General features: G+C 59.8%; 15 protein-coding genes. 4 read left to right on the forward strand and 11 right to left on the reverse strand.

Going from position 1 to position 16,187, the window contains the following annotated elements; all coding sequences use genetic code 11:
* Positions 1-98: 98 nt before the first annotated feature.
* Positions 99-1,070 (forward strand): DUF808 domain-containing protein, encoded by a 972-nt coding sequence (locus SIC14_RS15760; RefSeq protein WP_412562865.1) that lies wholly within the window; start codon positions 99-101, stop codon positions 1,068-1,070.
* Between the two features lie 58 nt (positions 1,071-1,128).
* Here SIC14_RS15760 and SIC14_RS15765 read toward each other — a convergent pair whose 3' ends face one another.
* The 3 genes from SIC14_RS15765 to tkt form a co-directional block, all read right to left on the reverse strand.
* Positions 1,129-2,340 (reverse strand): autotransporter outer membrane beta-barrel domain-containing protein, encoded by a 1,212-nt coding sequence (locus SIC14_RS15765; protein ID WP_412562866.1) that lies wholly within the window; start codon positions 2,338-2,340, stop codon positions 1,129-1,131.
* Positions 2,341-2,561: 221 nt separating this feature from the next.
* Entirely contained in the window at positions 2,562-2,825 is a 264-nt protein-coding gene (locus SIC14_RS15770) for a hypothetical protein (protein ID WP_412562867.1), read from the reverse strand.
* Between the two features lie 287 nt (positions 2,826-3,112).
* Positions 3,113-5,134: a transketolase gene (tkt, locus tag SIC14_RS15775; protein ID WP_412562868.1), complete on the reverse strand. Its 2,022-nt coding sequence runs from the start codon at positions 5,132-5,134 to the stop codon at positions 3,113-3,115.
* 201 nt (positions 5,135-5,335) lie between these two features.
* On the opposite strand from tkt, the gene SIC14_RS15780 reads away from it, so the two are divergent.
* A complete protein-coding gene (locus tag SIC14_RS15780) occupies positions 5,336-5,884 on the forward strand; it encodes a hypothetical protein (RefSeq protein ID WP_412562869.1) in 549 nt (182 codons plus the stop codon).
* Positions 5,884-6,285, forward strand: coding sequence for a cell division protein ZapA (locus tag SIC14_RS15785; protein WP_412562870.1), 402 nt, complete (start codon positions 5,884-5,886; stop codon positions 6,283-6,285). Before SIC14_RS15780 ends, SIC14_RS15785 begins: the two co-directional genes overlap by 1 nt.
* Positions 6,286-6,347: 62 nt before the next feature.
* Here the strand turns inward: SIC14_RS15785 and SIC14_RS15790 are convergent, their stop codons facing one another.
* The 8 genes from SIC14_RS15790 to SIC14_RS15825 all read right to left on the reverse strand — a co-directional run bounded on the left by SIC14_RS15790 (position 6,348) and on the right by SIC14_RS15825 (position 12,528).
* A complete protein-coding gene (locus SIC14_RS15790) occupies positions 6,348-6,986 on the reverse strand; it encodes a DedA family protein (protein ID WP_412562871.1) in 639 nt (212 codons plus the stop codon).
* On the reverse strand, positions 6,983-7,405 hold the full coding sequence (locus SIC14_RS15795; protein WP_412562872.1) for a hypothetical protein: 423 nt from the start codon (positions 7,403-7,405) through the stop codon (positions 6,983-6,985). Before SIC14_RS15795 ends, SIC14_RS15790 begins: the two co-directional genes overlap by 4 nt.
* Positions 7,406-7,417: 12 nt before the next feature.
* The gene (grxD, locus tag SIC14_RS15800) at positions 7,418-7,780 is read right to left on the reverse strand and encodes a Grx4 family monothiol glutaredoxin (RefSeq protein WP_412562873.1); all 363 of its coding nucleotides are present in this window, start codon (positions 7,778-7,780) and stop codon (positions 7,418-7,420) included.
* A 113-nt stretch (positions 7,781-7,893) separates the two neighbouring features.
* Positions 7,894-8,151, reverse strand: a complete 258-nt coding sequence (locus tag SIC14_RS15805) for a hypothetical protein (RefSeq protein ID WP_412562874.1) — start codon at positions 8,149-8,151, stop codon at positions 7,894-7,896.
* 4 nt (positions 8,152-8,155) lie between these two features.
* Positions 8,156-8,395: a BolA/IbaG family iron-sulfur metabolism protein gene (locus SIC14_RS15810; protein WP_412562875.1), complete on the reverse strand. Its 240-nt coding sequence runs from the start codon at positions 8,393-8,395 to the stop codon at positions 8,156-8,158.
* A 129-nt stretch (positions 8,396-8,524) separates the two neighbouring features.
* Positions 8,525-9,046 carry a hypothetical protein gene (locus SIC14_RS15815; RefSeq protein ID WP_412562876.1) on the reverse strand — a complete coding sequence of 174 codons (522 nt, stop codon included), beginning with the start codon at positions 9,044-9,046 and terminating at the stop codon, positions 8,525-8,527.
* A 4-nt stretch (positions 9,047-9,050) separates the two neighbouring features.
* Positions 9,051-11,210, reverse strand: coding sequence for a phosphoribosylformylglycinamidine synthase subunit PurL (purL, locus tag SIC14_RS15820; RefSeq protein WP_412562877.1), 2,160 nt, complete (start codon positions 11,208-11,210; stop codon positions 9,051-9,053).
* A 412-nt stretch (positions 11,211-11,622) separates the two neighbouring features.
* Complete coding sequence (locus SIC14_RS15825) at positions 11,623-12,528, reverse strand: LysR family transcriptional regulator (protein WP_412562878.1); 906 nt, start codon at positions 12,526-12,528, stop codon at positions 11,623-11,625.
* Between the two features lie 169 nt (positions 12,529-12,697).
* Here SIC14_RS15825 and SIC14_RS15830 point away from each other — a divergent pair, with 169 nt between their 5' ends.
* Complete coding sequence (locus SIC14_RS15830; protein WP_412562879.1) at positions 12,698-16,123, forward strand: indolepyruvate ferredoxin oxidoreductase family protein; 3,426 nt, start codon at positions 12,698-12,700, stop codon at positions 16,121-16,123.
* Positions 16,124-16,187 lie beyond the last annotated feature (64 nt).

The following is a 16,187-nucleotide window of genomic DNA, read 5'->3' on the forward strand; positions in this document are numbered from 1 at the left end:
ACATGGACCGATTGCGCTAACGATGGCGCAACCAGTCGCTTCCGGTCGGAGAAAGGATTGGTTAAGTTGGCGCTAACGATTGAAACGAGGGTATTTTCATGAGCGGTCTTCTGGCTTTGTTGGATGATGTGGCAGCGATTGCCAAAGTGGCAGCCACCAGTATTGATGATGTGGCAGCCGCCGCCGCCAAAGCGGGGTCCAAGACCGCCGGTGTGATCATCGATGACGCGGCGGTGACACCAAAATATGTGCAGGGTTTTGCCCCGGCACGGGAGCTGCCGATCATCTGGAAAATCGCGCGCGGCTCTTTCTTTAACAAGCTGGTGATCCTGCTGCCGCTGGCGCTTTTGTTGTCAAACTTCGCGCCCTGGCTGGTGACGCCTTTGCTGATGCTGGGGGGCAGTTACCTGTGTTTTGAGGGGGCAGAGAAGATTTTCCACGTGCTGTTCCCGCATGGCGACAAACATATCGAGGCCGATATGTCGGTCAAAGACCCCGGCCATCTGGAAGAGGAAAAGGTCAAAGGCGCAATTAAGACCGACTTCATCCTGTCCGCTGAAATCATGACCATTTCCTTGGCGGCCATTGAAGCCAGCAATATCTACATGGAGGCCGCCACCCTGGCGCTAGTTGGCATCATGGTGACCGTGGCGGTCTATGGCTCGGTTGCCTTGATTGTGAAGATGGACGACGTCGGCCTTCATATGGCGCAGAACAGCGGGATTGGACTGCTGCGTGGCATGGGGCGGGGGCTGGTGAAGTTCATGCCCTTGCTGATGAAACTGCTGTCGATCATCGGCACCGCGGCAATGCTCTGGGTGGGCGGGTCGATCATGGTGCACGGGCTGAACGATCTGGGCCTGCCCCATCCCTATAAGGACATCAAAACCATCGCCGGTGATGTGGCCTATCTGGTGAGCGCGGATATGCAGGGCTTTGTCAAATGGGCTGTCACCGCCGGTATCGACGGTGTGCTGGGGCTGATCTATGGTCTGCTGCTGATCCCACTGGCCACCCGTGTAGTGGGGCCGTTGATCGGGGCCGTGTCCGGCAAGAAACCGGCCCACTAAAGCTACGAAAACATCGGTGACGCGCGGGGGCAAACCGCCCGCGCGTTGCCCAATGGGCTTAAAAGGCAAAAGTAAAGCCGCCCCGCATGGTCAGATCGGTGCTGTCGGCGCTGTGATGGCCATATTCCAGTTCCAGCTGTGCATTGCCGCGTCCGCTGTCACCGGTTTGCAGCCCCAGAACCACGCGCGGCGCAGTGAAACTCTCTGCCGCGGCATAGGTGGTGTCATTGCGGCCCCGCTCCAGCGCCAGACTGCCATAGGCCCGAAGCCCGTTGCTTGTCGCGGGGGTGGTGATCCGCACGCCCAGTTGCAAGGCGCTATGCTCTTGTCGATGGGCGGCCACCAATGTGCCGCCAACGGTATAGTCCGGCAGATCCTCACGGCTGGCCTGCAGCGAGATAAAGGGCTGTAACGTCACCGCCACCAAAGGTGCCTCCAGCTGCGCCCGCAGCCCCAAGCCATAGGCCCGTCCCGTCACAGTGGCGCCGGTCAGGTGATGCTCTACCCGGCCCAGGCTAAGATGACCACTCAGGCTCAGCCCCTCATTGTGCAATCCGAAGTAGGGGCTAAGCGCCGTGTGCACAGCCTCTTCCCGCCCGCTGGGGCTGTCCTGCGTCACCCGCGCATGGCTGAGCGCCAGACCCAGGTAGCCGCCGCCAACGGCATGGTCTGCGCCCAGATGCAGGTTCAGCGCCGTGCCGTCCTCTGGGCCATTGATCTGGGTGGTGGACAATTGCAGCCACAGGTTTGTGGGGCCTTGCCCCGCCTCAGGCGGGGACCAGAACAGTCCGTTCTGGCTGACTACCCCGCTTCCAGCTGGCGCGCCACCGCGCAGGGCGGCTGCGCCGGCCAGCGCCGACCCCAGACTGTTGGCATGGAGGGCCCGCTGGCTCTGCATCAGGCTGTGGCCGATCTGAACCTGCGCCGGGGTGCAGAGGATTGGCGCTGCATCAAACCCGTTGAAGGCGAAGACCTGATAGGTGCCATCGCTGGGGATGGTATAATGCCGTTGCGACAGGGGCGGTGCTACAAGAACGCCCGTGTCGAGATTGCGAATGCCCCAAAACGGCGGCGCCTGTGTCGCCCCTACCGCCGAAACGGTGGTCGGCGCATATAGCACATCCCCCGCTCGCAGCACCGCGTCTGTTTGGTCAAAAGTGTGGCCCTGCGACAGGACATTGCAATCCGTCGACACACTGGCCGCAGCTGGACCTGCGCCCAGAAGAACCAGCAGGCTGGAGATTGTTCCTACATTCCGCGCAACACCCATAACACACCTCAGATTGCATCTTCCACGATCTTAGCAACGGACCGATTAACGCGAAGTTGAGCCTGGCAATTAAGTTTTTCCCGAGAATAACGATAGAAATGGCGCTGAGCGTCCTTCGCCGGAAGCATAGATTTGAGTATTTGTGGATCATTGAAAGGCATTTTCATCTTGCCATAACTACTCCGGGGGAATTGGCCATGAGGCCAAGGGGGCAGCGCCCCTTAGCTCCCGCGTCTAAGCAGCGAGTCGTTGATTGATTTGCGGTGCCAGTAGAATTCTGAGCCAGTGTCCGTTTGGCGAACTTCGAAGCCAAGTGTTTCCAGCACGCGCATCAGCTTTGGGTTTGGCACCTGACAGTTTCGCGCCAATACGGTCCATTCAATAGCGTTGTAATGTCGCACTTTGGCAGCGGCCTCAATCGTTTCAATCAAAGTAAACAGAACCCCTTCGCCGCCCCGTTCAACCACGGCAATCTCAACCAACAACACGTGATCTTTGCGCGAAAATTGTGCCAGCAGCTAGGCCTTTCCAATTGAAAACACAATTGGACGATCGACAACAACGAGGTCCTCTAGTTCCGGCAGGCTGACGCGGGTCTCGGCTGGTAAGCCGTCGATCAGGAGGTTCGGAGATGCCATCTCAGCACCTTTCAGATTTTAACACAGATCTGAGGGGAAGGGCGCTTCCTGTCAACATTGATGTCCCAACCAATATGCCAAAGAAAAAGGCCACGCGGTTGCGTGGCCTTTTCTGTTTCTGGTGATGCTGGGGCTTAGCCCAGCAGCGCCTTGACCTTTTCGGCCACGGCTTCGGCGGTGATGCCGAACTTTTCGTAAAGAACATTGGCCGGAGCCGATGCACCGAAGCCTTCCATGCCGACAAAGGCCTGTTTCTGTTCACGGCCACGGTTGCCCAAGAGGTATTTGTGCCAGCCGCCGTCACGTACGCCAGCCTCAATGCCAACACGCACGGGGCCGGCGGGCAGAACACGTTTGCGGTAGGCTTCGTCCTGGGCGTCAAACAGCTCCATACAGGGCATGGAGACCACCCGGGTGCCAATGCCTTCGGCCTGCAACAGGTCACGGGCCGCCATCGCGATGGAGACCTCGGAGCCGGTGGCGATCAGGATGGCCTGGCGTTTGCCTTCGCTGTCGGCCAGCACGTAACCACCCTGCGCAGACAGGTTTTTGGTGGTGTGTTTGGTCCGCACGGTCGGCACGCCCTGACGGGTCAGCGACAGAACCGATGGGGTCTTCTTCGCGGTCAGCGCAATCTCCCAGCTTTCCGCCATCTCAACGGTGTCGGCAGGACGGAAGACATAGGTGTTGGGCGTTGCGCGCGAAATGGCGACATGTTCCACCGGCTGGTGGGTCGGGCCATCTTCGCCCAGACCGATCGAGTCATGGGTCATGACAAAGACCGAGGGGATCTGCATCAGTGCCGCCAGACGCATCGCGGGACGTGCATAGTCGGTGAAGGCCATGAAAGTGCCGCCGTAGGGGCGGAGGCCACCGTGCAGCGCCATGCCGTTCATCGCCGCCGCCATGCCGTGTTCCCGGATACCCCAGTAGACGTAACGGCCCTTGCGGTTGTCGGTGTCAAAGACGCCCATATCGCCGGTTTTGGTGTTGTTCGAACCGGTAAGGTCAGCAGAGCCGCCCACGGTTTCCGACATGATCGGGTTCACAACTTCCAGCACTTTTTCCGACGAGGCGCGGGTGGCCAGTTTGGGCTGCTCTTCGCTCATCTGCTTTTTCAGGGCGCGGATGGTCGGGGCCAGACGTTTGGGGGCGTCCAGATCAAAGATACGTTTGAACTCGGCCTGTTTGCGCTCCGAGATCGAGGCCAGACGGGCTTCCCATTCGGCACGGTCGGCAGCACCACGCGCACCAATCGCTTCCCAGGCCGATTTGATATCGGCAGGAATGTCAAAGGGCGCTGCGGTCCAGCCGTAGGCCTCTTTGGTGTTGGCAATCACCGTGTCATCGGTCAGCGCGCCGTGACCCTTGGAGGTGTCCTGTGCGGCGGAGCCCAGCGCGATGTGGGTTTTGCAGGCGATCATCGAAGGTTTGCCAGCCTTCTTTGCGGCCACAATGGCGGCGTCGATGGCGGCGGGATCGTGGCCGTCGATTTCCTGAACATGCCAGTTTGCCGACTTGAAACGCTGCACCTGATCGATGCGGCAGGACAGGTCCACGGTGCCGTCGATGGTGATGTTGTTGTTGTCCCAGAAGACGATCAGCTTGCTCAGCTCATGACGGCCGGCCAGACCCAGGGCTTCCTGGCTGATGCCTTCCATCAGGCAGCCGTCGCCGGCAATCACATAGGTGTGGTGATCAACGATCTTCTTGCCGTACTGGCCGCGCAGGATTTCTTCGGCCATGGCGAAACCAACAGCATTGGCGATGCCCTGACCCAGCGGGCCGGTGGTGGTCTCAATGCCTTCGGCGTGACCGTATTCCGGGTGGCCTGCGGTCTTGGCGCCCCACTGGCGGAAGTTTTTGATCTCTTCCAGCGTCATGTCCTTGTAGCCGGTCAGATGCAGCAGCGAATACAGCAGCATCGAGCCGTGGCCTGCCGACAGGATGAAACGGTCGCGGTCCGGCCAGTTCGGCGCGGCGGCGTCAAACTTCAGGTGCTTTTCAAACAGCACGGTGGCCACATCGGCCATGCCCATCGGCATACCGGAGTGGCCGGAGTTTGCGGCACGGATCGCATCCAGGGTCAGGGTGCGGATGGCCGCGGCCTTGTTCCAGTGGTCAGGGTTGGCAGAACGCAGAGCAGAGATATCCACGATGGGCTTCCTTTGATCGAGGCTTCGTTAGCGCTGCTCATACCAGCCCTTGAGTGAATATCAAGCATGGGAATCGGCCAAAAACCGCTTGGGGGGCGCATTTTTCCCCTCTATTCGGTATCCTGAAGAGGAACTGGCGCCATTTTGATTCGTCGAGCGGATAAAACGAGCGCCGTATGAATAAGAAGAGGCAAAAGGCGCATGAGTGAAATCAGCGAATTGGAACGCCGTATCACCTCCGCGTTGGACCGGATTGCCCGGGACGTGGATGTTTTGGCGGCGCGGCCCGTGGCAGCGGCTGAGGCGGCTGAGGATGGTCCCGACAACGTTGCAGAGACAGCAGGCGAGGGGGGCGATAGCGCCGCCCTGCAGCAGCAGCTGGAGGATGAACGGGTGGTCAGTGCCCAGCTGGAAGAACGGGTGAAATCCCTGCGCGCCAAGCTGGATGGCAAAGATGCCGAGGCTGAGCTGGCGATGTCGGATCTGAAATCCGCATTGGCGGAAATGGACGCGGCCATGCAGGCGCTGAAGAAAACTTCGGCCCAGCTGCGCAGCAGCAATGAGGCGCTGCGCCAGGCCAATGCCGCTGGCGTTGCAGATGTTGAGGCGATCAACACGGCGCTGGCGGTTGAGCTGGATGCGCTGAAGGCAGAGCGTCAGGTTGAGGCCGCAGAGGGCGGCGCGATCCTTGCCGCGATGGAGCCGTTGATTGCGCGTGCGGAAGTGACTGAAGAGAAGGAGGGCGTGTAATGCCTGAGGTCGAAATCCATATCGGTGGCCGCGCCTTTGAAGTCTCCTGTCAGGAAGGTGAAGAACATTACCTGCAATCCGCCGCCAAGATGCTGGACGAAGAAGCTGCCGTGCTGTCCAAAGCCATTGGCCGCCTACCCGAGGCGCGGATGCTGTTGATGGCGGGTTTGATGCTGGCAGATAAAACCGCCGGTGCGGCAGACAAGGTGGCAGAGCTGGAGGCCAAACTGGCTGAAAAGGAAGCCGAGATTGAAGCGCTGAAATCCGCTCCCGCGCCAGAACCTGAACGTATCGAAGTGCCGGTGATCCCGCAGATCGTCAATGACACACTCGCCGAACTGGCCGCCCGCGCCGAAGCGCTGGCAAGCGATGTCGAAGACAAGGTGAAGGCAGAGGCGTAAGTCGCTGATCAGATTGTGAAAAGGCGCCCGTTGCGGCGCCTTTTTGTTTTGGATGTTGGCCGTCAGCTGGCCTCTTGCGTCTGGGTTTCCGCCCGCTCTTGCGCCACCCGTTGATGGGCGCGGCTCAGGTGCCACAGACGCAGCCCTAGCAGGACCGCTGCCGCCACTGCCGCGCTGAGGCCCAGACCGTCGCGAACCATCGGCCAGAGATAGCTGATCTGATCCGCAGCCCCTGCACCCATCCCGATATAGATCGAGACCCAGACGGCTTCGCCCACCAGGCTGCCAAGGGTAAAACCGGCCCAGTTCATCCGCGCCGCGCCAGCGGTCAGGTTCACATACGGCCCAAGCGGGGAAACCAGCCAACGGCTGAAAAACACCGCCAGAACCCCGCGCCGACGGGTGAAAGCGGTGGCCTTTTGCAGGGCAAAGGCCTGTTTGCCGCCCTTGGCCTCCAGCCGTTCCACGTGGCCGGTGCCGAGACGCCCGATCTGAAACCCAACCTGATCGCCCAAGACGGCGCCAACAAAGGCCCCCAGAAGCGCCTGCCACAACAGCAGGTCGCCGGTCATGGCAAATCCGCCTGCCGCCACCATCAGAACCGAGGCCGGGATCGGCACGGCCATACAGGCCAAAAGCGTCACCAGCGCCAGCAGATAGCCGCCGTAACTTGGCAGAAGGGCCAGTAGGCTGTCCGTCATCTGTCGGAGCCTTCTGTGTCTTTGTCGTCTTTATCGTCTTTGCGGTGTTTCTTGTCGTGACGCGCTTTACGCTCTGCTTCTTCCGCGTCGAGGAAGATATTGAGATCACTCATTAATTCCGAAACGTCACGGCCCTGTCTGCTGGCGATATCCTGAAAGCTCAACCGTCGTTCCGGGTCAGAATAGGCAATCGCCGCGCGGATCTCTTCGGGAGGATGGTCATAGGCACGGGCGACAAAGCGGATGGTCATCCAGGCCTCAACCTCGGGCCGTTCCGGTGGCCGGTCACGCCAATGGCGGTGGTCAAACGCGAACTGCACCGCAAAAAAGAGGACCGCAGCACAGGCTGCGGCCATCAGGATCATCGTGGGCTTGTGATGCGCCCAGAGCAGGCGGAGCGTGGCAAGGAGATTGCGCATCGCTCCGACCGCTTAGCCGTTGGCTTCGCGGATTTTATCCGCAGCCTCTTTCGAATAGACCACCTCGTTGCTGTCAAACAGCGTGTCCAGCTCACCGGAGAGCGTCATTTCAGTGACGATGTCGCAGCCGCCGATGAACTCACCCTTCACGTAAAGCTGCGGAATGGTTGGCCAGTCCGAGTAATCCTTGATGCCCTGACGGATTTCATCGTCGGCCAGCACGTTCACATCGGCGTAGTCCACACCCATGTAGTTCAGCACACCTGCCACCCGGCTGGAGAAGCCACACTGCGGCATATCCTTGGTGCCTTTCATGAAAAGCACAACGGTGTTTGCTTTGACGGTTTCGTCGATTGCGGTCTTTGCGTCAGTCATCTTGTGTTTCCTCTCGGCGTTGCAGCCGTTTCGCGTTTGCCTGAATATAGGGGCGCAGTTGCAGATAGACCAGCCCAGCCAAGAGGCCAATTGCCACGGGCGTGAGGGTCAGATCACCGTTCCTCACCGGCGTCTTTGTCCTCGGCTCGTTTCGGCACAAAGAATTTGGCGTAGGAGTCCGGGTCCTTCGGCACTTTCCAAGTGGTCACCGCCCCGCCGCCCATGCCGGACTGATAGTCCGAGCGCAGGACGTGGTGGCGGTCATCGGATTCCTCTTCCTCAATCGCGGACCGATTGCGGCCGGCCCAGGCCGTGATGGCCACCAGCAGCGCAACCGCAATAATCAGGAAAGGGAGGAACCACTCTGCCAAGGGATTACTCCGGTGCTTTGGTGGTCAGGGCCAGCGCGTGCAGCTCGCCGTTGGGGCCATCCATCTTGCCTTTCAGCGCGGCGTAGACCGAACGCTGCTGCTGCACACGGTTTTTGCCGCGAAAGCTCTCATCCACGATCATCGCGGACATATGTTTGCCATCGGTGCCTTCTACCGCGATCTGAGTGGCGTTCGGGAACGCCTCACGCAGCATATCTTCCAGTTCCTGTGCATATACGGCCATCGGGCCCTCCGGTTACTTTGTCTTAAGCTAAAATCTAGGGCGCAGGCGGGGGAGGTGCAAGCATTCGCCCGCTGATATCTTTGGAAAAGAGACCTCAACAATGGATCTTTTTTGATCCTCAGAGGTGTCCTACAAATAGACCGCCAGCGATTGCAGGTAGTGGGGCACCTCGGCCAAGGCGTCCTGCACCTCCGGCTCCTCAAAATCATAGACCGAGCGATCCTCGGTCGGGCACATCGCCGCCATCAGGGCGCGACCTTCGGCCAGCGCTTCGGCAGGCACCGGCAGTTTGGCGGCCTCTTGCAGCAGCAAAAGCGCCTCATGGATGGGGCGGATCACCCGCAGCGCATAGGCCATGTGGTAGATCAGGTCTGGATCATCGCGCCAAGTTTCATCGGGAAACAGGTCCTGCGTGATGCGCTGACCGGCCCCGGCGCAGGAATAGGCAATACAGCCGCCAAACCCTTTGACCTTCAGATCTTTGTGGATGGTGCAGCGGAAATCGCTGCCCAGATTGGGGCAGGGGGTGTCGGCCGCCTTGAGGAGGCCGAAATCCTCATCCGCATCAAAAGGATAAGCCACGCAGCAGAGCGCTGCGCAGCTTTCACAATCTTCTTTGAGCACCGGCAGATTGAGGTGCCTTTGCGCCATGGGATCAGCCAACCGCCGCTTCAAAGCTGCTGCGGAACTGTTCGGCCAGCTCCGCCAGAGGCGCCTCGGAACCGCCCAGCTTGACGCTGTCGCCGCCGAACTTGCCCACGGTCTGGATCGCCACACCGGCTTTGCCCGCTTCGCCCATCAGCCATTCGGCCTGATCGAAGTTGCAGGCAATCAGGTAGCGGCCCTGATCTTCGCCAAACAGCTGTGCCTGATCGGCCTCATCAATCTGAACGCCCACGCCACCGGCCTCGGCCATTTCAAAGGCGGCCAGCGCCAGACCACCATCGGCCAGATCGCTACAGGCCTTGATGTTCGCAGCATTGGCGCGGATGAAGTCGCCATTGCGCTTCTCTGCCTCCAGATCCACATGCGGGGCATCGCCGTCTTCACGGTTGAACACCTCCGCCAGCAGGGCCGACTGACCCAGGTGACCGGCGGTTTCGCCCACCAGCAGGGCCACATGGCCGTCACGTGCGGTGCCGATGATCGCCTGTTCCGGCGTCTCAATCAGACCCACGGCGCAGATGGTTGGGGTCGGCAGAATCGCCTGACCGTCGGTTTCATTGTAAAGCGAGACGTTGCCCGAAACGATCGGCACATCCAGCGCTGCAACCGCTTCACCGATGCCTTTGATCGCGCCGACAAACTGGCCCATGATCTCGGGCTTTTCGGGGTTGCCGAAGTTCAGGTTGTCGGTGGTGGCCAGCGGGGTTGCGCCCACGGCGGTCAGGTTGCGGTAGGTTTCCGCCACCGCCTGTTTGCCGCCTTCAACCGGGTTGGCCCGCACGTAGCGCGGCGTCACATCCGAGGTGAAGGCCAGCGATTTTTCGGTGCCATGCACCCGCACGATGCCGGCGCCCAGACCCGGGGCCTGAACGGTATCTGCCATCACCTGCGAGTCATATTGCTGATAAACCCACTGTTTGGCACCGTAGTTCGGCGATCCGATCAGCGCCTTCAGCCCGTCGATCGGATCGACCGCAGGCACGTCCCCCAGATCCGCGTCCACTTCGGTTTCCACCCAAGGACGGTCATATTCCGGCGCGCGGCCCGACAGCGGCGACAGCGGCAGGTCGGCTTTCACTTCGCCATTGTGCAGGATGAGGAAGCGGTCCTCGGCAATGGTTTCGCCCACAATGGCAAAATCCAGATCCCATTTTTCAAACACGGCACGCGCTTCGGCTTCCAGCTCTGGCTTCAGAACCATCAGCATCCGTTCCTGAGATTCCGACAGCATCATCTCATAGGCCGTCATGTTCTCTTCACGCTGCGGCACGTCTTCGAGGTTCAGCTTGACGCCCAGCTCCCCCTTGTCACCCATTTCCACAGCCGAGCAGGTCAGACCCGCCGCGCCCATATCCTGGATCGAGATCACCGCGCCGGTCTGCATCAGCTCTAGCGTGGCCTCCATCAGGCGCTTTTCGGTGAAGGGGTCGCCGACCTGCACGGTGGGACGCTTTTCTTCAATGGTGTCGTCAAACTCGGCCGAGGCCATAGTGGCCCCGCCAACACCGTCACGGCCGGTCTTGGCGCCAAGGTAAACCACCGGCATGCCGACACCCGACGCTGCCGAGTAGAAAATCTTGTCCGCATCTGCCAGACCTGCCGCAAAGGCGTTGACCAGACAGTTGCCGTTATAGGCCGGGTGGAACCGTACCTCGCCGCCCACTGTGGGGACGCCGAAACAATTGGCGTAACCGCCAACACCCTCAACAACCCCATGCACCAGCTGGCGGGTTTTGGGGTGGCTGGTTTCACCAAACGACAGCGAGTTCATCGCCGCAATGGGACGTGCCCCCATGGTGAAGACATCACGCAAAATGCCGCCAACACCGGTGGCGGCACCTTGGTAGGGTTCAATGTAAGAGGGGTGGTTGTGGCTTTCCATCTTGAAGATGACGGCCTGACCGTCGCCAATATCCACAACACCGGCGTTTTCGCCCGGGCCACAGATCACCTGCGGACCTTCCGTCGGCAGGGTACGCAGCCATTTCTTCGACGACTTATAGGAACAATGTTCGTTCCACATCGCAGAAAAAATGCCCTGCTCGGTGAAAGTTGGCTCCCGTCCGATGATCTCGAGGATGCGCTCGTATTCATCGGGGCTCAGCCCATGCGCTTCGATCAGTTCGGGGGTCAGGCTCGGGTCTTGCATATCCGGTCACTCTCCAGAGGGCGCTATTTGCGCGCCTCTTTAAGGCAAGCCTGTCATTTGGGGAAGGGGGCAATAGGTCAGAAACGACGCTTCTTTGCCGCAGATGCACAGTTTTCGCCATCTCAGCAGGCAGCCGCCCATTTCAATGATCGCCAAATACTCCCGCCGGAGGCGTCGGGGAACGCAGCATCTGCAACCTGCTTGACCTGTGTTTTCTGGCTGAACCGCCGCCAAAAAAAAGGCCGAGCATAAAGCTCGGCCGAAGTCCAACAGGGAGGTATGAAAGTGACGAGAGTTTCATCGTCGTCACCGTCGAGTGCTGAAATAGGCATCAATAATGAATCGATCAAGCACCATAATGCCGCATATGCATCATGGCTGATATGCACTTACTGCATAGCTCCCGTAGGGATTAGGTAAGTGCCTGATCTTTCATCCGTTTGCGGTAGGCGATGATCTCTTCCTGCACAAAGTCACGGAAGGCAGCTATACGTTTGGAATGCCGCAATTCCTCTGGATAAGCCAAGTATACCGGCACTTCGACCGATTGAACGTCCGGCAGGACCCGCACAAGATTCGGGAAATCCTGGCTCAGATAGTTTGGCAACACACCAATTCCGAGATGGTTCGCGACCGCCTGCAACACACCGTAGTAGTTGTTCACCATCAGTGTCGATTTCACATCATAGGTCATCAGATGGCCCACAAGGTTCGAGCTGGCACCGACCTGCGGCGCATTGGTGTTCTGACAGACCAGACGGTGTTTGCCGATGTCCTCAATGGCTTCCGGCGCGCCGTGGCGTTCCAGATATTCCTTGGAGGCAAACAGCTGCATCCGCACTGTCATCAGTTTCTTACGGATCAGATCGGCCTGGCTGGGCTCTTTCATACGAATGGCGACGTCTGCTTCGCGCATGGGCAGATCCAGCACCCGCTCTTCCAGCATCAACTCGATGTTGAGATCAGGGAACTGTTCATAAAGCTTCGGCAGGCGCGGCGCCAGCCACAAGGTGCCAAGGCCGATGGTCGTGGTGACGCGTAGCTGGCCAAAGACCTCTTCTTCACTGTCACGGATCCGCGCTGCGGCGGCGTCCAGACGTTTGGCCATCGCACGGGTGGCGTCAAACAGCAGCTCGCCCTGTTCGGTGAGAATCAACCCCCGGGCATGGCGGTGAAACAGGGTGGCATCGAGGCTCTCCTCCAGGGCGCGGACCTGCCGTGACACGGCGGATTGCGACAGATGCAGCACATCTCCGGCATGGGTGAGGCTGCCAGCGTCAGCAACCGCGTGAAATATTCTTAGTTTATCCCAGTCCATCTCGATAACTTCCCGATTTGAAGCGCCCTGTTACACGAAACCTTCGCAATATTAACCCGTTTATCTACGGTTTCGTAAAGAAAAGACTAAGTTTTCTCTTGGTAGGTCAAAAACTATGACCTAATATTACGCTATATCTGAGCAAGCATGCAGTGTTGGGAGGCACAACATGACCAGCCACAAGGTTTCCTTGAATGATCGCTTCGATCTGGAGAAGTCTCCGGTCCTTTTGAACGGCACACAGGCGCTGGTCCGCCTGATGTTGATCCAGCAGGCACGGGATGCTGCTGCGGGTCTCAATACGGCGGGGTATGTTACCGGCTACCGTGGGTCTCCGCTGGGGGCTGTTGATCTGCAGATGACCCGCGCAGCCAAGCAGCTGAGCGCCTCTAACGTCACCTTTCACGAAGGTCTGAACGAAGACCTCGCCGCCACCGCGCTCTGGGGCGCGCAGCAGGCGGAATTGCGGTGGGAAGGCAAATATGACGGTGTCTTCGGCCTGTGGTACGGCAAGGGGCCGGGTGTTGACCGTTCGGGCGATGTGATGCGCCATGCCAATATGGCGGGCAGCGCGAAACACGGCGGTGTCCTGATGGCGATGGGGGACGACCATACCGGCGAAAGCTCCACCGTGTTGCACCAGTCGGAATGGGCGATGGTGGATGCCTATATGCCTGTGGTCAGCCCAGCGGGTGTGCAGGAGATTCTGGACTATGGCGTCTATGGCTACGCGCTGTCGCGTTTCTCTGGCCTTTGGGTGGGTCTGAAGACCATGAAGGATACGGTGGAAGCCACCGCCGTTGTTGATGGCCGCCCAGACCGGATGCAGCTGGTGTTGCCCGATTTTGAAATGCCCGCAGGCGGGCTCAACATCCGTCTGGGCGACGATCCCACCTCGCAAGAGGCGCGGATGATCGATTACAAACGTTTCGCCGCCGAAGCCTTCAGCCATGCCAACAAGATGGATCAGCGCAAATGGGGCAAACCCGGCGCCAAGATCGGTTTTGTTGCGGCGGGCAAGAACTGGCTGGATCTGGAACATGCGCTGGCGCTTTTGAACATCGACGCCGAGGAAGCCGAACGTCTGGGGATCACCACCTATAAGGTCGGTCAGACCTTCCCGCTGGATATGACCGGCTTTAACGAATGGGCCGAAGGCCTTGATTTGATTGTGATTGTCGAAGAGAAGCGCAAGCTGATCGAGGTGCAGGTCAAAGAGGCGATCTTTGATGACCGCCGCGGCCGCCGGGTCTATGGCTGGTACAAGGGCGGCGCGGGCCTGATGGGCCGCGAAGAGCTGTTCCCGACCCGCGGTGCGCTGGATCCGATCTGGATTGCCGAGAAGCTGGGCGAGATCCTGATCGAAGAGGGTCGCGGCACCGAAGGTGTCAAGGCGGGCATGGGCGCATTGGCCGAGGTGCGCCGCAACGACAACGCCGAAGAACTGGCCAGCCGTCTACCGTATTTCTGTTCAGGCTGCCCGCACAACTCATCCACAAAAGTGCCTGACGGCAGCCGTGCTTATGCGGGGATTGGCTGTCACTACATGGTGCAGTGGATGGACCGCGAAACCAGCGGTTTCACCCATATGGGGGCTGAAGGGGCGAACTGGATCGGCGAGGCGCCGTTCTCCAACACCGATCACGTGTTCCAGAACCTTGGCGATGGCACCTACAACCACTCCGGCGTGCTGGCGATCCGGGCGGCTTTGGCCTCGGACGCCAATATCACCTACAAGATCCTCTACAATGATGCGGTGGCCATGACCGGTGGTCAGCCGAACGAAGGCGGGCTGACTGCTTACCGGATCGTGGATGAGTTGAAGGCGATGGGCGTTGCCAATGTGGCGGTGGTCTACGATGAGAAAGAGGCGGTGAACCTCTCGGCCTTCCCGTCGTCGGTGCAGACCTATGAGCGCGCTGCAATGGAGGAAGTTCAGAAAACCTTCCGCCAAATCAAAGGCGTGTCGGCCATTGTTTACATTCAGACCTGCGCGGCCGAAAAGCGCCGTCGTCGCAAACGGGGCCAGTTCCCGGATCCGGACAAGCGGGTCTTTATCAACACCGATATCTGCGAAGGCTGCGGGGACTGCGGTGTGCAGTCCAATTGTGTGTCGATTGTGCCGGTGGAAACCGAACTGGGCCGCAAACGGGCGATCGATCAGTCCAGCTGCAACAAGGACTTCTCTTGTGTGAACGGGTTCTGCCCCAGCTTTGTGACCGTTGAGGGTGCCAAGGTGAAGAAGCCGGAAACGGCGGCTTTGGATCTGCCAGAGATGCCGCTGCCGCAGCTGCCCGAAATCAACGGCACCTATAACGTAGTGATCACCGGCGTCGGCGGCACCGGCGTTGTGACCATCGGTGCCGTGATGGCGCAGGCGGCACAGATCGACGGCAAAGGTGCCGGTATGATGGAGATGGCCGGCCTCGCCCAGAAGGGCGGCGCGGTGCACATCCATTGCCGGATTGCCGAACAGCCTGATGACATCTCGGCGGTGCGTGTGGCAACCGGCGAATGTGATGCGCTTATCGGGGGCGATCTGGTGGTCTCGGCCGGGGCGAAAACCCTGGGTCTGACCCGCACAGGCCGAACCGGCGCGGTGGTCAACAACCACGATATCGTCACTGGCGATTTCACCCGCGACACCGAGTTCAAGATCCCCGGTGACCGGTTGGAGCTGCAGCTACAGGCGCGGCTACAGGACAAGGTGCAGCTGTTTGATGCGACCGAACTGGCGCGTCTGACGATGGGGGACTCGATTTTCTCCAACATGATGATCCTGGGCGCGGCCTGGCAACATGGGTTGATCCCGCTCAGCCACGAGGCCATTGCCCAAGCGGTGACCCTGAACGGCGCGGCGGTTGAAAAGAACCTGCGCGCCTTTGAAATCGGCCGTTGGGCGGCGCTGCATCCGGCGGAGGCTGAGGCGCTGCTGGCCCCTGCCACCGTGGTGGATCTGCCAAAATCGCTGGACGAAAAGATCACCTTCCGCGCGGATCATCTGGTTGATTATCAGGGCAAGGCTCTGGCGCAGAAATACCGCGCACTGGTCGCCAAGTTCGACGACCCCGCAATGCAGGAAGCGGTGGCAAAAGGTTATCACAAGCTGTTGGCCTATAAGGACGAATACGAGGTGGCGCGCCTGCTGTTGCAGACCCGTGCCAAGGCCTCTGATGCCTTTGAAGGGGACTTCAGCCTGACCTACCATCTGGCCCCGCCCAGTCTGACCGGTGACGATGGCCCTGGCGGTCGCCCTGCCAAAAAAGCCTTCGGTCCCGGCATGGTGCGCTGGTTCAAGCTGCTGGCCAAAATGAAAGGCCTGCGCGGCACCAAGCTGGACTATTTTGGTCGGTCTGAAGAACGCAAGATGGAACGTGCTTTGATTGCTCAATATGAGGCCGACATGACCGCGCTGGTGGGCAAGATCACCCCTGAGGTGCGCGATGCCGCTGTTGCCTTGGCCGAACTGCCGCTGAAGATCCGGGGCTTTGGTCCGGTGAAACAGGCCAATGAGGTCAAAGCCGCCAAAGAGCGCGAGGCGCTGCTGGCCGCACTCAAGGACGGCGGTTCGGGGTTCAGCAAAGCGGCGGAGTGATCGCATCCTCCGTTGAACCCTTGATCTAAACACAAGCGGTGGCGCTAACAGTGCCGCCGCTATT

The sequence above is a fragment of the Thalassobius sp. MITS945101 genome, from assembly GCF_047123305.1.
GTDB lineage: Bacteria > Pseudomonadota > Alphaproteobacteria > Rhodobacterales > Rhodobacteraceae > Thalassobius.